This is a genomic window from Oerskovia turbata, assembly GCF_000718325.1.
In the GTDB taxonomy this organism is placed as follows: domain Bacteria; phylum Actinomycetota; class Actinomycetes; order Actinomycetales; family Cellulomonadaceae; genus Oerskovia; species Oerskovia turbata.
The window spans coordinates 335080-353620 of record NZ_JOFV01000001.1 but is presented as its reverse complement, the minus strand read 5'-3'; the positions used below and the strand labels follow the sequence as shown (position 1 = coordinate 353620).

The 18541-nt window shown below is 73.8% G+C and carries 14 protein-coding genes, 2 tRNA genes and 1 pseudogene; 6 read left to right on the top strand and 11 right to left on the bottom strand.

The window, feature by feature from the left end; all coding sequences use genetic code 11:
• The first annotated feature begins 163 nt into the window (after positions 1-163).
• Complete coding sequence (locus IE95_RS0101545; protein ID WP_030144205.1) at positions 164-466, top strand: hypothetical protein; 303 nt, start codon at positions 164-166, stop codon at positions 464-466.
• Between the two features lie 13 nt (positions 467-479).
• On the opposite strand, the gene IE95_RS0101540 is transcribed toward IE95_RS0101545, so the two are convergent.
• The 4 genes from IE95_RS0101540 to IE95_RS0101525 form a co-directional block, all read right to left on the bottom strand.
• On the bottom strand, positions 480-1340 hold the full coding sequence (locus tag IE95_RS0101540) for a carbohydrate kinase family protein (RefSeq protein WP_030144204.1): 861 nt from the start codon (positions 1338-1340) through the stop codon (positions 480-482).
• Between the two features lie 104 nt (positions 1341-1444).
• A tRNA-Ala gene (locus tag IE95_RS0101535) sits at positions 1445-1520 on the bottom strand.
• 85 nt (positions 1521-1605) lie between these two features.
• A complete protein-coding gene (locus IE95_RS0101530; protein ID WP_129429440.1) occupies positions 1606-3045 on the bottom strand; it encodes a hypothetical protein in 1440 nt (479 codons plus the stop codon).
• Between the two features lie 81 nt (positions 3046-3126).
• The gene (locus IE95_RS0101525; protein ID WP_240666288.1) at positions 3127-3792 is read right to left on the bottom strand and encodes a GNAT family N-acetyltransferase; all 666 of its coding nucleotides are present in this window, start codon (positions 3790-3792) and stop codon (positions 3127-3129) included.
• Between the two features lie 255 nt (positions 3793-4047).
• Here IE95_RS0101525 and IE95_RS0101520 point away from each other — a divergent pair, with 255 nt between their 5' ends.
• On the top strand, positions 4048-4686 hold the full coding sequence (locus IE95_RS0101520) for a 5-formyltetrahydrofolate cyclo-ligase (RefSeq protein ID WP_030144201.1): 639 nt from the start codon (positions 4048-4050) through the stop codon (positions 4684-4686).
• 153 nt (positions 4687-4839) lie between these two features.
• Here IE95_RS0101520 and IE95_RS0101515 read toward each other — a convergent pair whose 3' ends face one another.
• Positions 4840-7446 carry a penicillin acylase family protein gene (locus tag IE95_RS0101515; RefSeq protein ID WP_030144200.1) on the bottom strand — a complete coding sequence of 869 codons (2607 nt, stop codon included), beginning with the start codon at positions 7444-7446 and terminating at the stop codon, positions 4840-4842.
• A gap of 260 nt (positions 7447-7706) precedes the next feature.
• On the opposite strand from IE95_RS0101515, the pseudogene IE95_RS21295 reads away from it, so the two are divergent.
• Positions 7707-7799 (top strand): annotated as a pseudogene (locus IE95_RS21295) (FmdB family zinc ribbon protein); the annotation flags it as partial.
• 62 nt (positions 7800-7861) lie between these two features.
• Here IE95_RS21295 and IE95_RS21290 read toward each other — a convergent pair.
• On the bottom strand, positions 7862-8062 hold the full coding sequence (locus IE95_RS21290; protein ID WP_030144199.1) for a hypothetical protein: 201 nt from the start codon (positions 8060-8062) through the stop codon (positions 7862-7864).
• 81 nt (positions 8063-8143) lie between these two features.
• On the opposite strand from IE95_RS21290, the gene IE95_RS0101500 reads away from it, so the two are divergent.
• Both IE95_RS0101500 and mscL read left to right on the top strand, forming a co-directional pair.
• Positions 8144-8830 carry an SAF domain-containing protein gene (locus IE95_RS0101500; protein ID WP_036570314.1) on the top strand — a complete coding sequence of 229 codons (687 nt, stop codon included), beginning with the start codon at positions 8144-8146 and terminating at the stop codon, positions 8828-8830.
• Positions 8831-8927: 97 nt separating this feature from the next.
• On the top strand, positions 8928-9359 hold the full coding sequence (mscL, locus tag IE95_RS0101495) for a large conductance mechanosensitive channel protein MscL (protein WP_240666202.1): 432 nt from the start codon (positions 8928-8930) through the stop codon (positions 9357-9359).
• 310 nt (positions 9360-9669) lie between these two features.
• Here mscL and IE95_RS0101490 read toward each other — a convergent pair whose 3' ends face one another.
• The 3 genes from IE95_RS0101490 to IE95_RS0101480 form a co-directional block, all read right to left on the bottom strand.
• The gene (locus IE95_RS0101490) at positions 9670-9954 is read right to left on the bottom strand and encodes a hypothetical protein (protein ID WP_030144196.1); all 285 of its coding nucleotides are present in this window, start codon (positions 9952-9954) and stop codon (positions 9670-9672) included.
• Positions 9955-10006: 52 nt separating this feature from the next.
• Complete coding sequence (locus tag IE95_RS0101485; RefSeq protein ID WP_030144195.1) at positions 10007-14116, bottom strand: hypothetical protein; 4110 nt, start codon at positions 14114-14116, stop codon at positions 10007-10009.
• A 449-nt stretch (positions 14117-14565) separates the two neighbouring features.
• Positions 14566-15210, bottom strand: a complete 645-nt coding sequence (locus IE95_RS0101480; protein WP_030144194.1) for a vitamin K epoxide reductase family protein — start codon at positions 15208-15210, stop codon at positions 14566-14568.
• A gap of 755 nt (positions 15211-15965) precedes the next feature.
• On the opposite strand from IE95_RS0101480, the gene IE95_RS0101475 reads away from it, so the two are divergent.
• The gene (locus IE95_RS0101475; RefSeq protein ID WP_030144193.1) at positions 15966-17195 is read left to right on the top strand and encodes an alpha/beta hydrolase; all 1230 of its coding nucleotides are present in this window, start codon (positions 15966-15968) and stop codon (positions 17193-17195) included.
• Between the two features lie 154 nt (positions 17196-17349).
• Here IE95_RS0101475 and IE95_RS0101470 read toward each other — a convergent pair.
• Together IE95_RS0101470 and IE95_RS0101465 are read right to left on the bottom strand one after the other, a co-directional pair.
• Positions 17350-17422 (bottom strand) — tRNA-Arg (locus IE95_RS0101470).
• A gap of 46 nt (positions 17423-17468) precedes the next feature.
• Complete coding sequence (locus IE95_RS0101465; RefSeq protein WP_051702563.1) at positions 17469-18539, bottom strand: glycoside hydrolase family 6 protein; 1071 nt, start codon at positions 18537-18539, stop codon at positions 17469-17471.
• Positions 18540-18541 lie beyond the last annotated feature (2 nt).

Here is an 18541-nt window from a genome sequence, read left to right as displayed (position 1 = left end):
CCACCCGTGGGCCTCGACCGATCTCCGGTCGGGGCCCACGGGCGTCCTCCCACCTTCCTCCGGCACGCTCGGCAGGCGGTCCCGGCCGATCGTGACCCGACGGTCCGGGATACTGGAGCCGGCCACCGCGCCGCCCCTGACCGCTCCCACCCCGAGGACCCCCGTGACCCACCCCGAGCCCGTCGTCCACAACCCCGGCAAGCCCCTCGGCATCGCCGGGCTCGTGCTCTCGATCCCCCTGTCGCTCCTCGGCCTGGTCCTCGGGATCGTCGGGCTCGTGAAGTCACGACGGGCACGGCTCAACAACTGGTGGGCCGTGGCCGCGATCGCCGTCTCGTTCCTCGTGATCGTGGCCATCGTGATCTGGGCCGCGACGCTCGTGTGGCTCATGGGCGAGTGCGCCGAGCTCGGCCCCGGGATCCACGACGTGAACGGCCGCCCGATCGAGTGCGTCTCCGGCGCCTGACCAGCCGCGTGGCTCAGCCCAACGGCGTCAGGTCCGGGCTCTGCACGCACAGCGCACCGCGCCGGGCACCCTCTCCCAGCGCCTCGGCGACCCCTGCGCCACGCAGGTGGGCGTCCAGGTAGCCCGCGAAGAACGCGTCGCCCGCACCGTTGGTGTCCACGACGCGCTCGACCGCGACCGCTGGCCCCTCGACCCACTCCCCCTCTGCGGTGAGCGCGCTCGCTCCGCGCGCGCCGTGCGTGCACACCACGAGCCGGGCACCGGCCGCCACGCGGGCCTCCATGAAGGCCCGGTACCCCGGGAGCCGGTCCGAGCTGAGGAACAGGTACGAGGCCGACTCGACGAACTCGCGGTGGAAGTCGGCCTCACCGTCGTAGTCGTGCACGTCGCACCACACGTCCTTGCCCAGACGGCGCGCCTCGCGTAGCAGCGGCAGGGCGGGTAGCGCGAGGTCGACCACGACGGCCGGAGCTGCGGTCAGCGCCGCGACGGCGGCGTCCCACGTCCGCCCAGGAGGCACGTCGCCGGGAACCTGGAGGTAGATCGACAACCGCTCCCCCGCGCCGCCCATCAGGTTGAGGTGGCGCTCCGTCCGACCGTCCGGCGACGGCTCCACCAGGAGCGCGACCCCCGCCTGCCGCAGGACGCCCTCGACGCGGGGAGCGACCTCGTCGGACCCCAGGACCGTGCGCAGCACGACCCCGCGGCCCAGCGCGCGCAGGTTGAGGACCTTGCCCGCGGACGTCCCACCGACCGTGGCCCGGTGGCGCTCCGCGAACAGCGTCTGCGAGCGCGGCCCCGGCAAGGAGTCGAGGTAGACGAGCTCGTTCCACGAGGCGGGACCGGCGACGAAGACGGGCGCGGAGGTGTCCATGGACGCCGACGCTACCCGCGCAGATCCTCCTCTGCGCTCGACAGCCCGCGTCACCGCCAGGGAACGACGAAGGCCCGGAACCTGACGGTTCCGGGCCTTGTGCCTGGTGGAGCTAGGGGGATTCGAACCCCCGACCTTCTCATTGCGAACGAGACGCGCTACCAACTGCGCCATAGCCCCAGAGCGAGGTCAACATTAGCACCTGTTCCGAGTGCTTCGACAATCCGTCGTCCTCGCGGCGCCGCGTGCCCCCCGCACGGGATACCTACCCGCCCGATACGCGCCTGCGGGCCAGGATCTCGTTGAGGTCCAGGCCCAGCGTCTCGGTCCTGGGCTTCTTGTCGTCGCCCGCCGCAGGGACCGCGGGACGGCTCGACACCGGTACAGCGGGCACCGCCGGCACACCCGGCGCCACCGGCGCGCTGGACACCCCCGCGACCGTCGTCTCGGGGGCCGGGCGCGGTGTGGCGGCCGGTGCGACGGGGACGGCCACCTGGACGGGCGCGACGCCGGACTCGGAGGCCGTGGGCTTCATCGTGTACGTCGGGCGCGGGACGGGCACCGGCTCCCAGGCGTCCCCGGCCTCGCCGTCGGTCGACGGGGCAGACCGCTCCGAGCGGGGCGTCCCCTCGGGGACGGCCGAGCCCGATGTGGGCGCCGAGGCTCCCTCCGCCTCGATCACGACGACGACCGGCTCCTCACGGTCCCGGTCGTCGAACAGCTCGCCACCGCTGGCTCCGGTCCGGGAACGGAGTAGGTCGGGCTCCGGTTCGACGCGTGCGGTCGATCCGGTCGCGGGCCGCCGGTCGCGGCCGCGCGCGGCGCCTCGTTCGAGGTCGGCGGGCGTGACGCGCGGGATCATCTGCGTGTTCGTCTGCGAGGGGCGCACGGCGTGCCCCGTGACGCGCGAGGGGTGGACGTTGCGGGGCGCGACCGGGCTGCCCTGCACGGGGCCTCGCGAGGCGCGTGCCGCCTCCCGCGCGGCCGTGCGACGGTCCGCGAGCCACGCGGTGTCGGCCCGGCGCGCGGCGAGCACGGCCTGACGCCCCAGGACGAGGACCAGGACGAGCGCCGCCGTCGGGCCTGCGGCCGCGTACCAGGACACGAGGCCGAAGCCGACCGCGACCCACGCGCCCGCAGTCGCGAGCAGCAGCAGGATCGTGAGCACCAGTCGGCGACGCGCAGCCTTGGCTCGACGCTCGAGCAGGGCGATGCGCGACGCCGAGGGCGCCCTGCGCGGCGGGAACGGGTCGTCGAACCCGCCCTCGGCGCGGCGCCCGGGCGGGATGGACGGGCGAGGGTCTCCCGTGCGGACGTCGTTCTCCATGGTCTGCGGCCCCTCCTTCGACGACGGCTGGTGGCCGGTGCCACCGGCCGTGACCTGCTGGACTTCTCTCGGTGCGGTCGGGCCGGGCTCGCCGGCGTCGGAGACCCGCAGCAGGATCCCGACGTCGGGCTCCGTGGCGACCACCGGCCCCAGCAGCAGCGAACGGCCCTCAGCGGGCCCCAGGTGCCCGCGGGGCGCACGGCGCTCCCGCTTGCCCGACGCGACCCCCAGGACCCGCAACGAACCGGAGAACCGGTCCTCGACCCGCGAGTCCAGGAACTGCTGACGCTGCTTGACGCGGTGCGGCACGTAGTAGGCGAACCAGATCACGAACAGGGCAAGGACTGCCACGCCTGCCGAGCCCGTCGTCGATTCCACATGCCGACCGTAGGCGAGCCGCCAGGTGGGCTCCCGGACGCCGCACGGCGTGTCGGTCCTTTTCCCTGACGGGACCATGCACTATGGGGCGTCGCGACGCCGCTCCTGCCAGCGGGTCAGGAGCCCGTCGGGGACCTCTTCCGTCGTGATGGCGAACGTGCGGTGGTCGCACCAGGCGCCCTGGATGTGGAGGTAGCGCTCGCGCACGCCCTCGTCCCGCAGGCCCAGCTTCTCCACGACGCGCAGGCTCGGACCGTTCTCGGGGCGGATGTTGATCTCGATGCGGTGCAGCCCCAGGACCTGGAAGCAGTAGTCGACCGACATCGCGACCGCTGTGGGGATCACGCCCCGGCCGGCGACGTGCTCCCCGACCCAGTACCCGACGCTCGCCGAGCACAGCGAGCCGTACGTGATGCTCGACACCGTGAGCTGCCCGACGAGCTCTCCGTCGAGCTCGACCGCGAACGGCAGCGTCGTGCCTGCCCGCGCCTGGGCCGACAGGATCCGCACGTACTCGCCGAAGGTCGGCGGCCCGCCGCCCGCACCGGGACGGGGCGACGTCGCCTCCCACCGCTCGAGCCACGAGGCGTTGCGGGCGCGCAGCGTCATCCACGCGTGCCCGTCCTTGCGGCGCAACGGTCGCAGGACCACGCTGCCGTCGGTCGCGTCCTCGCGGAGCGTCACCGGCCACGGCTTCGACACGCTCCACGTCCGCGCGAGCTTGCTCGTCATTGTTCCCGTGCCCATCGATCGTCCGTCCCCGGCTGCAGAGCCCGAGACGTCGTGCCTTCGAGCACCAGGATCACCGACGCGACGCCTGGTGGACAGGGTGTATCACGACCTGACACGCCGACACCAGCAGCAGGTACGCCCGTACCGGACGCGGACGACCCCGAGAGGGGGCCCTGGTACGCCGCCCGCCACGCTCCGCGATCCGGACCTCTTCCGTCCGACAACGGTGCCAGGGACACTTCTTGCCCGAACCTTTGCGACAATAGGCGCATGAATGGCCCGGTTCAGCCGTATCCCCTGCATGGAAGCATCGAACCCGAGGACGCGAAGGAGATCCTCCGAAAAGCCATCCGCACTGCTCGATCCGCACGCACCGAGCGCCGCCGCGACGAAGCGGCACAGGCCATCGCCGACGTGATCGAGACCATCCCCGACGTCCTGTCCGCGCGGTGCGTCGCGACCTACGCCGCGCGTCCCACCGAGCCAGGCACCACCGCGATGCTCGAGCGCCTCTCCGCCCGGGGCGTCCGCGTGCTCCTGCCCGTCCTGGGTGCGGGTCTCCAGCGTGACTGGGCCGAGTTCGACGGCGCGCACGACCTCCAGGTCCGCGCCCCGGGCAGGCCTCCAGAGCCGAGCGGCCCCACGCTCGGGGCGGCCGCGCTCGCCGACGCCGACGTCGTCATCGCGCCCGCGCTCGCGGTCGACTCGACCGGCGTCCGCCTCGGGCAGGGCGGCGGCTGGTACGACCGTGCGCTCGAGCACGTGCGCCCCGGCACCAAGGTCGTCGCCGTCGTGTTCCCCGAGGAGGTCTACGACGCGACCGACCGTCCGCTGCCCCTCGAGAAGCACGACCGCACCGTGGACGCCGTCGCGACACCGCTCGGCTGGCGCTGGATCGGTCAGGACTGACCGGCACCTCCCTCGGACACGCACGAAGGGCCCGCCCGGGCAGTCGCCCCGGGCGGGCCCTTCGTCGCTCTCCCCGGACCACCTGCGGGGTGGGCCGGGCGGGCGGGGTGCGTGGCGCCGTCGGGCAGGAGGTGCCCGACGGCGCCGCGCGCCTCACGGGACCAGCGTCAGCGTGTCCTTGGTCGCGGAGTCCACGGCGTCGGGCGTGAACGGCCACGCGTACGTCTCGCCCGCGGCCCACGTGCCGAGCTGGTCCTCGTAGTGCTTCGACGCCGGGTGCCCCGAGGCGCCCGTGACGGTGACCCACGTGGAGGCGTCCAGGTCGTCGAGGTCGACGACCATGCGCATCGACGGACCCGACGTGACCTCGAAGCTGCCCGAGGCCGCGTCCCACGACGTCGCGTTGACGATCGACGAGCCGCCCGGCATGGCCACCTTGCGGGGGTTCATGTAGGCGCGGACGAAGCCCGGGACGGACTCGTCGTCGAGGACCAGGTGGCCGAGCGAGAGCGTGTGGAGCCGACCCCACTCCCAGTCGGTCGTCTTCTTCGAGAGCTCGGTCGTCAGGTCGAGGCGGGCCGAGGTGATCGCCCGGTTCAGGACCTCGTCACGGGTCTCGACGACGCTCACGGTCTGGCGGTCGTCCCAGAACGCGTTCGTCTCGTCGGCGAGCATGTTCTGCACGACGGCCAGCCAACGGCTGCCGCCCGCGGGACGGATGCTCTCCGGCACGTCGTCCCAGAACGTGATCTCGAGCAGGTTGCGCCACACCGCGGCGAAGTACGCGGCCGCGGCCGAGTCCTTGTCCATGTGCTGGTCCCAGTCGGCGAGGAGGTCCTGCCCCTCGGCCGCGAAGTCGTTGCGCACACCCTTGCTGTTCTCGATGTCCTGCTCCAGGAGCAGCGGCACGAGAGCTGCGGCATACGGGCTCCAGTCGTCGTTCTGGATCTCGTTCATGGTCCCGGCGTCGACCTTGCGACCCGAGTCGATCTCCTCCTGCAGGAGGGTGCGGATGCGCTGCGAGCGGTAGCCGTAGTCCCAGTCGGTCGTCAGGAACGGGGTGGTGCCGGCCGGCAGCACGGCCTGGTTCGCGGCGACGACGAACCCCTCCTCGGGGTCGAGCACGCCGGGCATCTGCGCGGCGGGCACGTAGCCGGTCCAGTCGTAGCGCTCGTCCCAGCCGGGCCGCGGCCACGTGCCGTCGGAGGGGACGGGACCCTCGACGCTCGCCCGCACCGGGATCCGGCCCGGCGCCTGGTAGCCGATGTGCCCGTCCGTGGTCGCGAAGACGATGTTCTGCGCGGGGACCTCGAACAGGGCGGCGGCCGCCACCATGTCCTCGGCGTCCGCGGCGAGGTTGAACGCGAAGACCGCGTCCGCGGTGTGCCCGGGGTCGAGGGCTGTCCAGCGGAGCGAGACCTCGTAGTCACCGAGCGGGGTGCCCTCGGTCGGTGACTCCGCGACCGGGTCCATGGGGAGCACGGTCGAGACGATGGGGCCGTGGACGGTCGAGCTGACCGTCAGCTCGACGTCGTCGCCGCCGTTGACCTTGATGGTCTCCGTGCGCGTCTCGAGGGACTCCCAGTCGTCGCCCCGCAGGTAGGTGTCGTCGCGCACGCGCTCGATGAAGAAGTCCGTGACGTCCGCACCCATGTTGGTCAGGCCCCAGGCCAGGTCGGCGTTGTGACCGATGATCACGCCCGGGAAGCCCGCGAACGAGAAGCCCGAGACGTCGAACCCGCACGCCGCGCTGACGTCGTTGCAGTGGAGCCCGACCTGGGCCCAGACGCCAGGGGCCTGGAGGGACAGGTGCGGGTCGTTGGCCAGCAGGGGCTTGCCGCTCGTCGTGTGCTCCCCCGAGACGACCCACGAGTTGGAGCCCGTGCCCTCGCCGCGGCCCACGAGCACGGGCACCGCGGCGAGCGCCGCGTCCGCCGCCGCGACGGCGGACTGGAGCTCGCTGCCCGCGAGGGTCGGCGCGTACGCGGTCTGCTCCGCGCCCTCGACCTGGACGGGTTCGCTCGTGGTCGGTACCTCGGAGGGGTCGAGGATCGGGAGGTTCGCCTGGGCGGGGTACGCGGGGAAGAGCGCGCCCACGCGCGCGACGTCCTGGGCGACCTTGGCGGGGTCCTGGGCTCCGCTCGGGGCGCCCGCGAAGCCTCCGTACGCGATGGCGCGCTCGAGCTCGTCGTCGTAGTTGCCGCGCAGGTCCCAGGCCATGGCCTTGAGCCACGCGAGCGAGTCGATCGGGTCCCAGGGCTCGGGGTCCGGCACCGAGACGCTCGTGCCGAGCACGGTGTACTCGAGCGCGATCTCGCTCGGGTCGCGGTCCTCGATGTAGGCGTTGACGCCGTCCGCGTAGGCCTGGAGGTAGGCCTTCGTCTCGGGGGCGAGGATCTTCCACTCCTCCTCGGCGACCAGGCGCCAGCCGAAGGTGCGGGTGACCTTGTCCGCGTCGATCGCGACCTGGCTGTCGCCGACGAGCTCGGCGAGACGCCCCGCGGTCACGTGCCGGCGGTAGTCCATCTCGAAGAAGCGGTCCTGCGCCTGGACGTACCCCTGGGCGCGGAAGAGGTCCTCGGGCGTGTCGGCGTAGATCTGCGGTACGCCCTGCGCGTCGCGCAGCACGCTGACCTCGGCGTCGAGGCCCGTGAGCGTGAGGGTCCCGTCGGTCTGCGGGAGGGGCCGGCGGACGGTGACGACGGCGAACACCGACACGGCGACCAGCAGCACGACCACGAGCGCGGCGATCGCGATCACGCCCCGGCGGGCGCGCGAACCTCCCCGTCGGGCAGCAGGGACGGGCGGCGGGGGGTCGCCGTGGACTCCGGCGGGGACGTCAGCAGACACGGTGCGAGACTACCCCGGGCAGGCCGGGCGTATGATTAGCACTCAGAAGCCATGAGTGCCAGTCCGGCTGTGTCCTTCCGTCGACCCGACGCGCACGCCGGACGCCACGGACCAGGCTCGCGCCCGGCTCGTGAAGACCGCACTCCCCCGCGACCTCTTGAGGAGAGACCGTGCCCACCTACGCGTACACGTGCACTGCCTGCGGCCACGCCTTCGACATCCACCAGGCGTTCACCGACGACGCGCTCACCGTGTGCCCCGAGTGCAGCGGCCGGCTGCGCAAGGTCTTCTCCTCGGTCGGGGTGACGTTCAAGGGCTCGGGCTTCTACCGCACGGACTCGCGCTCCTCGAAGTCGTCGAGCACGGGCTCGACGACGTCTGCGGCGCCCGCGAAGTCCGCCGACCCGTCGAGCAGCTCGGCGTCCGGGTCGACGAGCAGCGGGTCGAGCGGTGGGTCGTCGAGCTCGGCGAGCTCGTCGGCGTCCTCGACGCCGTCGGCGAGCTGACCACGCTCCGGGCCGTCCACAGGTAGGCGCCCCAGGCGCCCTGTCCACAGGTCGCCCCGTCGTGCCGCGGGCCGTCCACGCGAGGCGCCTAGCGTCGGCGCATGGTTCCTGCTGCACCGGCCGTCACCCGCGCGCCGGGTCACCGCACGTCCACCGCCCGACGGCGCCTGCGCGCCCTCGTCTGGCGCTCACGCCTCGTGCTGCTCGCCCTGGGCTGCGGCCTGGTCGTCGCGGTCGTGGTCGACCGACTGAGCCCTCCCCCGCCGGCCACGCGTCCCGTGGTCGTGACGGTGCGAGCGGTCGAGGCCGGCACCGTGCTGACCGAGGGGCACGTCACGGTCGTGCCCGTCGCTGCCGTGCTCGCCCTGGAGGGGTCGTTGACCAGGGTGAGCGACGCCGTCGGGCGGACCACCTCGGTCGCACTGCCCGCCGGCCAGCCCCTCTCGCCCTCGCTCGTCGCCGCGGGCGACCTCGCGGCCATGGCGCCCCCCGGGACCGTCGTGGCACCCGTGCGGCTCTCCGACCCGGACGTGGCCGCGCTCCTGCACCCCGGCGACCACGTCGACCTGCTCGCGGCCACCGGTGGCGGCGACCACGCCGCAGGCAGCCATCTCGCGCGGCGGGCCCTCGTGGTGGCCGGGGCCCCGGCAGCGGCCTCGACCGCTGGCCTGCTCGGTGGGAGCACCCCGGAGGGCGGCGTCACGCTCGTCGCCGTGCTCCCGGAGGAGGCCGCAGCGCTCGCCGGCGTCGGCGAGTGGGGTGGCCTGTCCGTGGTCCTGGTGCCCTGAGCATGGAAGGATCGCGTCCGGACCTCGCCCGTGCGACGGGCGCCGCCGCGAGACTGCCGCGCGCGCCCGGTCCGCGCCCTCTCGAAAGGAACCTCTTGTGAAGAACGTGCTCGACGGCTTCAAGGACTTCGTGCTCCGCGGCAACGCGATCGACCTGGCGGTCGGCGTCGTGATCGGTGGAGCGTTCACGCTCGTCGTGACGTCGATCGTCGACGGGCTCATCAACCCGCTCGTCGCGGCGATCTTCGGCAAGCAGGACCTCACCGGCGTCGGGAAGTTCACCATCAACGAGGCGACGTTCAGCCTCGGCCTCGTCCTCGACGCGCTCTTCACGTTCCTGTGCGTCGCGGCCGCGCTCTACTTCGTTATCGTGCTGCCCATGAACCACCTCGCAGCCCGGCGCAAGAAGGGTGAGGAGGCCGCCCCCGCGGCCCCGGCCGAGGACGTCCTGGTCCTCCAGGAGATCCGCGACCTGCTCGCCGCGCAGAACGCGCGATCCACGGACTTCGGCGGTCCGGGCGAACGCTGACCCTGTCTTCTTCCGGGGCCGGGCGAGCGTCACTTCCCCTGTGGCCGGGCGGGGGCGCCGTTCGCCTCGCCGACGTCGGTCGGCGACCGCGCGAGAACCACTACCCCGGCCCTCCGATCACCCCGGCACCGTCGCCCGCCCCGGGGGTTGGGTGTCGCTTTCGGTGATCGCCAACAATTGTTGGCGGGTTGCGTAAAACACACCCCGCCCGGCCGGCCCATCGGTGACTCCCCCGAATCCGAGGGGTCCGAGGGGTCCGAGGGCAGGGTCCGGGCAGGTCCAGCGCCGTCCTCCGAGCCCCGCCGGTCCCTCAGGACCAGTGCGGCGGCACGTCGCGCAGGAGCTCGGCGTCGTGGCTCTCGGTCGACGCCCCCGGGCGGACGTCGCCCCAGGACGCAGCGTCGTCGTCGGACCCCAGGCCCGCGACTCCCGCCTGCTCGGTCCCCGGGCGCACGACGCGGCGCGACCGGCGGCGCGCCGGCCCGACAGCCGCGGGTCGCGGTGTCGTGGGCGCGGCGGGATCGTCAGGGCGACCTGTCGTCGGGTCGACCGGCGCAGGGTCGTCGGAGGAGGGGGCACTGTCGACGGGGGTCACGGACCCATTCTCTCAGCGTCCCGACACGCTCCCGGCTGCGCGGCGCGACCCGTCAGTCCGTCCCGAACTCGTCGTCCGCGACCACGGGGACGACGACGATGCGGTCGCCGCCTCCCGTCTGCGCGATCCCCCCGAGCTCGGGCAGCCGCGCGTCGCGCACGGCCTGGACCACCCGGCGGATGCGCTCGGCCTCCTTCGCGGGGTCGAGGAACGCCGCAGCGGACCACACCTGCGCGACGACCCAGCCCGTGCGCTCGAGCCGCTCGGCGAGCTGACGGTCACGCACGCGCACGCTGCGCTCGGCGACGTAGGCGTCGTCGTCGGTCAGGACCGCGACCAGGAGCTCGCCCGGGATGTCGGGGTGACCGACGACCAGCGGGATCCGGTCCCCGCCGACCACGCCGTAGTCCGTCTCGACCACGAGCCCCGCACGCCACAGGCGCTCCGCGAGGTCGATCACGAGCCGGTCGGGGTTGCCACCCACGTCCACGCCGTTGCCCAGGGTGACCTGGTCGGCACGACCGTTGCGCTGCTCGGCGAGGTCGAGAACCTCCGCGAGGAGCTTGGCCCCGTGCCCGCGCAGACGCTCGGGGTCGAGGTCGGACGCCGTGAAGCACGTGACGACGTGCAGACGGCGGCGCGTCGAGCCCAGGGTGTCGAGGAGCATCGCGTCGCCGCCCGGCGCGTTGAGCACACCGAAACGGTGCAGCACGCGCCCGTGCGGGGTCCGTCCGTAGCCGACCGACAGGACGATCGTGTCCCGGCTGAGACCAGCGACGCCCGAGACCTCGGCGACCACGACGGGCTCTGCCCGGGCGCCCGAGAAGAAGACGGCCAGGGCCGGGTTCTGCCGGACCTCGCCGAGGAGCGCGTCCCGGATCCGGTCGGCGTGCACCGAGCTCACCGTGACGATCGCGAGCGACTCCTCGGGTCGTGTCATGGCGTGCTCGATCGCGATCTCCACGACGCGGTCGACCTCGGCCTGCGTGCTCTCGACCGCGCCCGACGCCGGGTCGGGCATGCCTGCGCCGTCGACCAGGTCGAGGTGGACGAGCGGCTCCGCGCGAGGCAGCGGGCTGGGGCGCAGGACGCCCTCGTAGCCGTGCGCGGCGAGGAAGGCCGTGAGGTAGGGGTCGCGGCGCGTGCCGCCCGCGGACAGGGCGACCGTCGGCAGGATCGCGGCGAGCTCGCCGACGGTCGAGCCCGAGGCGGCCCGCGGGTCGCCGAACACGACGACCTGACGCCCGCGCGCGATCGAGGACAGGACGAGCTCGACCGGGATGTGCTGCGCGGCGTCGAGGATCACGAGGTCGACGGTGCGGGTCGGGGTGAACAGGTGCGGCACGAGGGTCGGGGACGCGACGACGCACGGCCGCAGGCGCCGCAGCACCTCGGGGTAGCGCTCGTGGGCGTCGCGCAGGCTCGTCATCCGCCCTTCGAGGAGCTCGGTGAACAGCGACTCGGCCTCGGCGCGGTGGTCGCGCATGGCCGCGCCGAGGTGCTCGCGCACCGCGAGCCGCACGGGTGCGGACAGCGCGGCGACGTGCGTGCGGTCGAGGTCGCGGAACCGACCGGCCAGGGCTTCGAGACCGGCCCCGTCCTGCCCGGCGAGCGCAGGGTCCTGCGCGAGGATCTGCTCGAAGACCGAGCTCCACCAGGCGAGGTCGAGCTCGGGGCCCACGAGCTCGGGCTCGACGCGGCGCGCCGAGAGGTCGTCGAGCAGGTCGCCGAGGCCCTCGTCGCGCAGCGTCCGCAGCGCGGACGTCCGCGCGGGCAGGTTCTCGAGCGCTTCCTGGTCCTCACCGAGGGCCGCGAGGCGCGCCGCCAGCTCGCTGATCGGCAGGTCGAGGAGGTCCGACCCCACGGGGGTCGTCGCGAGGACGGGGTCGAGGTACTCGAGGTCGATCCTGACGGCCTCGTAGGTGTCCTCGATCGCGGCGAGCCCCTCGGGGAGGGTGGGCCACCCGCCGCGCGGGCACTGCGCCTGCCAGACGGCACGCTGCGCCTGGACCTCGATGAGGGCCGCGTGCAGGTCGGGGACGCGGACACCGGGACGGAGCATGTCCTTGGCCTGGCGGCGCAGGCGTCGGCGGTGGGCCCAGCCCATGTCGATGCCGTTCGCGGCCCGCCACTCGCGCGTGCCGGTCGCCTCGACGAGGTCGGTCGCGGTGCGTTCGAAGATCATGGGCTGGAACGCGTCGAGGGTGCCGCGCATCCCGCCGAGCATGCGGAGCTGGTCGCCCCACTGCCGGACGGTCGTGGCGGGCGTGAGGCCCGTGGTCGTCGCGACGGAAGCCACCTGGTCGCGCAGCTGCGGCAGCGTGTGCCCGGAGAGCCGTTCGACCCGGACCAGTGCGTCCTGCGCGTTCTCGGCGCTCGTGATGTCGGCCCCGAACCAGGGCGTCGACGTCGAACGGAGCGTGAAGGCCCCGACCTGGGCCGCGCGCACGAGGCGGGCCGAGAGCTCGGCCCGGCGCTCGGGACCGATGCGGATCGTGACCTCGGGTCCCAGGCGGACGGTCGTGCCGGGGGCCGGGCGCTGCGCGGTGAGCCGGGCGAGGGCCTGGAGGGCCGCGTAGGCGGACACGCCCCAGGGCTCGCGGACCAGGTGCAGGGACTCGATGTAGCCCGAGAGCTGTGCGCGCGCACCCAGGAGCCCGTCGCGGACCCGCGCGACGGAGTCGGTGTCGACGGTCTCCGCCTCGGCGGCCATGGCCCCGAGCAGACGGTGGGAGGCCGTGGTCCGCCACGTGGGTTCGGGCGCGATGTCGAGCAGCAGCCCGTCGAGCCCGAGCGCGGTGAGGCGGGTCGCGAGCGTCTCCGCGGAGCGGCGGTGGCCGGGCACGTAGAGGATGCTGCGGCCGCTCGCCGCGGCCTCGGCGACGACCGCGGCGATGGTCCCCGAGGTGTCTGCGCCGGGGGGCGCGTCGACGAACAGGTGGCTGCCGGTCGCGAGCGCGTCGATGACGTGGCGCTGCGCGGGGTCGAGGTCGCCCACGCCCCGTTCCTGGGTCGGGTCGGCGTCGCCGACGCGCGGCGCCGGGAGCTCGCGAGCGAGCGCGGTCGCGGCTTCCTCGGAGCCGGCGAGGGCGGCGACGACCTCGTGCCGTTCGAGGCCCGAGGCGAGCTCGTCGAGGTCGTCGACGAGGACCTGGCCGGGGTGGACGAACGTCCCGACGAGGACCCGCTGCGCGAGCTCGAAGTCGCCCAGCACGGCCTTGCCGACGGCCGTGATGCGGGCCAGGGCGTCCGAGGGGTCGAACCCCGCGGGGGTGAAGGCGCTGCGCGCGAGCGTCACGGGGTCGATCAGCCCGCCGTGGGCGCGCAGCGTGCGCGCGAGGACGGGGTTGATCTCGACGGTCGGCTCGAGCGTGAGGTCGTAGTCGGTCTCGCTGTCGCCGCGCGGGGTGAGCGTGAGGGGGCGCAGCAGGACGGGGGCACGCACGGTGCGCGGCAGGGCGGGCTCGGCGTCGGTTCCTTCGGCGCCGTCGCGCGCGGGCCCGTCTCCCTGCCCGACGGCGCCGCCCGCCGTGGGCGGGGTCGTCGCGGTCTGCGACGGGTCGCCCGGATCCCCTGCGGTGGGGCCTGCGGGCAGGCCGGTGGCACCGTCGATGGTCCGGCTGTACGTGGTCCCGGCGACGTGCGCGAGGGCGGCGACGTCGTCGGTCGGGAGGCGGGAGGGCTCGCCCTCGGTCCAGGTCGTGACGCCGATCGCGAGGTAGGTCGGGGCGACCCCGTAGCGCTGGGCGTGCTCCTGCGAGCGGACGACCACGGCGCGTGCCCGGCGCCGCGCGGCGGGCAGCGATGCCCCCTCGCGGAACAGGTTGGACAGTCGGGTCGGGCGCCCGGCGAAGAGCTGCGCCACGCCCGACGGGTGCGCTGCGGTGAGGTCGACGACCGCGTCGCCCAGCAGGCCGATGTCGGCGAGCGACGACCCGCCTGCGAGCTCGACGAGCGAGGCACGCCAGGACCGGACGGCGTCCTCGACGAGCTCGGCCGTGGTCGGCGGCTCGACGAGGGTCGGTCTCGCGAGCGTCGTGGACCCCCCGGTGGCCGAGGCCGAGCCTCGGACGGCACCGTCGTGCGCGTCCTGGTCGGTGAGCGGCCGGGCGGGATCGGCCACGGTCTCGCGGGCTGATGAGTTGCGGGCGGCTGCGTTCACTCTCGCACGCTAACCGCCCGCCCGACCGGAACCGGCACCGGCACGCCGGGGGCGGTGACTTCGGGTGGGCCACGGGCGCACCGGGCGCACACCGGTGAGGCGTGAGGGAGAGGGTGTCGACACCTGGACGTCCCGCGCGCACCGTTGCACCGCGAGGAGGGTCGATAAGAGTGAGGACGGTGCGCACCGCGCAGGGGGCAGGCGATACGCACCGTCAGAGATGATTGTGCAAGGTCTTCGCGCGTTCGTCAAATGTGCCGCGAGAGCGCGGAGATGGACGATCGTCCAGTTCGATGTGTCGGATTGTTCATGGACGCCCCCGCAGGGCCGCGCCCACGCACTCGAGGCGCCCCCGACGCAGCACGGCCACGCCTCGGGCGAGGCGTGGCCGTGAGGTGAGCTGCGCCGTCGGGCAGGGGGATGCCCCCGAGACCGGCCGGGCGCCGTGGTCAGCCGAAGAGCTTGGACCCGTGCTTCAGCAGGACGCCTGCGATCATCAGGACGACCCACGTCGCCGTCAGGAACACGTCCGCGTCCGAGCGGACGAACGACAGCGCCCGCTCCTGCGCCCTGGCCGGCAGGTACAGGTTGTCCTCGATGATGTTCCAGTGCAGCAGCGTCATGAAGACGAGCGTCGTCGAGAGCGTGACCAGCAGGCACCAGGGGCACAGCGCACCGATCACGAACATCGACTGGTAGAAGAGCCAGTAGGCGAAGATCAGGCCCAGCGTGTACACGACCTGCGCGGAGAACATGAACCAGCGCGGGAACCGCACCCCGCCGAGGCTCGCGACCGCGATCGTGATGACCACGGGCTCCGCGATCAGCCCCAGGAAGGCGTTGGGGAAGCCGAACAGCGACGACTGCCACGCGACCCCGACGGCCCCGCAGGACAGGACCTCGTTGACGTCGCACGAGAGCTCGGCCGCCGGGTTCGCCGCGAGCAGGACCGCGTCGTAGGACAGGACGAACGAGGCCGTCAGGCTGACCAGCGCGGAGAACAGCATGGTGCCGAACACCCACTGCCTGCTGTGCCGGAACCCCTTGATGCTCGACGAGTCGGTCCGTCGGTCGTCGTACAGAACGTCGCTCATGCGTGATGCCCTTCCGGCGATGGCCCCCGGCCATCCCCGGAAGCCCTTCCAGCCTAGAGGGGCCCGCAAGGCTGGACCCGCCGGTGGGGCGTCCCGCGGACAGGTCCCGATCAGCAGATGGACGAGGGGCCGTCGAATACCGGGAACGGGCAGGCGGCGCGTGCGCGCGGGCCATTTCGGCGAGACACCGGAAAAGCCTCGTCACGGCGTGCTCGAAATACGTGGCACGCCTTCTCCGGAAAGCCCGCGCGGCAGGTCGTGGAGTCATGTCGAGCCCATTCGTGCTGACGGGACGGATGTTCCGGCACCACCCCGTCCCCGCTCCCGCTCGCGGCACGCCGCCCCTCGCAAGGGCCCGCGGGGGCCCACTCGGGCCCGCAGGGGCCCGCATGGTCGGGCCGGTCGCCGTGCCTGGAGGAGCCGCGCCGGGAAACGCCGACAGAAATTGCGGTCGACGGAACGTCGCCACGGCCCGATCCCACGTCGAGCATCCGAGCACAGGGGCGCCGCACCGAGAATTCGGTTCGATTTTCAACTACTTATGCGCTGGTGCGACGCGCGTCGTGAGGTCGGCATTCCCGGGCCCCGCCCAGGTTCGTCCAGGCCGCCTCTCGCTCCTGTCGTGAGCGACCTTCGCCCGCCACGCAGCCCACCGGCTCCACCTCGCGCCCGCCGGCCCGACGGGCACCCCCGAGCGCCCAGGTGTAGACCGGGACGAGGGGCACGACGTGCCCACGCGCAGCGAAGGAGCCACCATGCCGATCGGCTATCTGGTCCCCGTGCTGCTCGTCGCGTGCTGCACGTCGGCCTCGCTCAGCCCGGCCCGCCGGTCTCCGCGCCTGGGCCGCCTCGCCTTCCGCATGAGCGTCCTCGTCAACGAGCAACCGTTCATCCTGCTGCTCGTCCTGGGCGCGGTCACGGCGCTCGCGCTCGCCGACGGCGACGTCGAGACGACCGGAGGACGCGTGGCGCTCGCCCTGGCCGCGCTGACCGCCCTCGGCCTGGTCCTGGTGGCCCGGCGCGGACTGCGGGCGGCACCCGCGCTCGACCACGCCCTGGTCGACGGGCTCCGCGCAGGACCGGGCACCGTCACGAACCGCGGGCTGCCCTGGGCGCGGATCCTCCTGGCCCCGTTCGCGGTGCGACGACGCGACGTCGAGCGCCTTGCCGACCTGGCGTACGGCGACAGCGACGACGGCAGAGCCGGCGGAGCCGGCAGGGGCCGCCGTGGCTCGCGGGGTCGCGAGCACCGGCTCGACGTGTACCGCCCCCGGTCACGCCCGGCCGACGGGCCGACCCTCGTGTACTTCCACGGCGGCGGGTACGTGAGCGGGCGCAAGGAGCTCGAGGCCCGCGCGATGCTCTCGCGGCTCGCGAGCCGCGGGTGGGTGTGCGTGAGCGCGAACTACGGCCTGCGCCCGACGACGAACTTCCCCGGGCACCTGGTCGACGCCAAACGGGTGCTGGCCTGGGTCCGGGCGCACGGCGCCACGTACGGGGCCGACACGCGCCGCGTGCTCGTGGCGGGCAGCTCGGCAGAAGCGCACCTGGCGTCGCTCGTGGCACTGACGCCCCGCGACCCGCGGTTCCAGCCCGGCTTCGAGGACGCCGACACCACCGTGGTCGGGGCCGTGTGCCCCTACGGCTACTTCGGCGAGTACTACGGGAGCGGGCGCGCCCCGGGCATCGAGACGGCGCCGGGGGCCTATCTGCACCCCGCCGCTCCCCCGTTCCTCGTGGTGCACGGGGACCAGGACACCCTGGTCCCCGTCGAGGGCGCGCGGCGGTTCGTGGCGGACCTGCGCGGGGTCTCGACCAGCCCTGTCGTGTACGCCGAGCTGCCCGGGGCGCAGCACGGGTTCGACCTGTTCCACTCGGTGCGGTTCGACGCGGTCGTCACGGCGGTCGAGGAGTTCGCGGACCGGGTGGTGGCGGCGCGGGACCGGGCGTCCGAGGCGCGTGTCGAGCGGCACGAGGAGAGGTGAGACGGGGCGGTCCTGGCCCGATGCTGCAGAATCACCAGGCGACCCGGCACCCGCCCGCCTCGATCAGAACCGCTCCACGAGGCGCGCGCTCCGCGCTGACAGGTCGTGCGCGCCGGTAGAGCGCTCTGCGGGCGCCTCCTGCGGTTCTGCTCGGTGCGCCTGGCCAGATTCGAACTGGCGACACCCGCTTTAGGAGAGCGGTGCTCTATCCCCTGAGCTACAGGCGCGTGGGCGCGATCGCGACGGATCGGGCCCGGTGGGACGCCCGACAGCCTAGCGTCCCGGCCCGGCAGTGTCCCAACCCGCGCGCTCCACGAGCCCGATCGCGTACTCGGGCCAGAACGTGCCGGCGGCCGGGTCGCCGCGGTCGCACCCGCCGTCGGACTCGCCGGGGACCTTGACCCAGAGGTACGCGTCGAGGGCGCTGCCGTCGTCGACCGCGGCGGGCTTCTCGCCGAGCGCCCGACCCGCGGGGTTGCACCAGTCGAGCGGCCCGTCGCCCAGGGGTCCGAGGCCGTTGCGCGACGTGTCGATGACGTAGTGCGTGCCGAGGAGCGCGGCGAGACGGTCGGCGTACGTGCGCTCGTCGGCGGTGGTGCGGAAGTTGGAGACGTTGGTCGCGAACCCGCGGGCGTCGTCGATCCCGGCCTGCCGCAGCCGGTCGGCCATGGTCGGGGCGTCGACCCACGCCGAGTTCCCGGCGTCGAGGTAGACGCTCGCGCCCGCGTCCGCGAGCGCCGCGGTCGCCTCCCGCAGGAGCCTGGCGCGGTCGCCCTGCTCGGGGCACGCGCCGAGGTCGGGCAGGGCGTCGGGTTCGAGCACGACGGCAGTGCGTGTGCCGCGCAGCCCGTCGGCGACGGCCTGTGCGAAGGCCGGGTACTCCTCGGGGGTCAGGCCGCCCGCGGAGAAGGCCCCGCAGTCGCGGGCCGGGATGGCGTAGACCGTGACGATGCCGGTGCGTCCGGCCTCGTTGGCCGCGGTCGCGTAGTCGCGCACGAGGGCCTCGGCCTCCTCGGGCGTCGACCAGTCCCCGACCCACAGGGACGCGCCCGACTCGCTGATGACGTCGAGCGCAGCGGCGGCGTCTGGGTCGCTCGTCCGGAGCGCTGCGGCGGCGTGCACGGACTGCATGTCCGGGTGGGCGTGGGGCGCGCCCGCGAGGAAGGGGTTCGCGTCGGCCCCGGCGGGCTCGACGGGGGCCGCCGGGGGCGCCTCGGCCGTGGCGGTCTCGCGCGGAGGCTCGGCGGCCTCGGGCTCCCCGGGAGTGCACGCCCCCAGCCCGACGGCGAGGATCGCCGCCCCCAGCGTGGTCGCGGTCAGGTGTCGGTCGGCTCGCGCGCGCATGT

Excerpts from the sequence above, each read along its gene's own strand:
- IE95_RS0101475 (WP_030144193.1), top strand. The coding sequence starts at position 15,966 with ATGCCGATCGGCTATCTGGTCCCCGTGCTGCTCGTCGCGTGCTGCACG.
- IE95_RS0101480 (WP_030144194.1), bottom strand. The coding sequence starts at position 15,210 with ATGAGCGACGTTCTGTACGACGACCGACGGACCGACTCGTCGAGCATC.
- IE95_RS0101540 (WP_030144204.1), bottom strand. The coding sequence starts at position 1,340 with ATGGACACCTCCGCGCCCGTCTTCGTCGCCGGTCCCGCCTCGTGGAAC.
- IE95_RS0101465 (WP_051702563.1), bottom strand. The coding sequence starts at position 18,539 with ATGCGCGCGCGAGCCGACCGACACCTGACCGCGACCACGCTGGGGGCG.
- IE95_RS0101525 (WP_240666288.1), bottom strand. The coding sequence starts at position 3,792 with ATGGGCACGGGAACAATGACGAGCAAGCTCGCGCGGACGTGGAGCGTG.
- IE95_RS0101520 (WP_030144201.1), top strand. The coding sequence starts at position 4,048 with ATGAATGGCCCGGTTCAGCCGTATCCCCTGCATGGAAGCATCGAACCC.
- IE95_RS0101500 (WP_036570314.1), top strand. The coding sequence starts at position 8,144 with ATGGTTCCTGCTGCACCGGCCGTCACCCGCGCGCCGGGTCACCGCACG.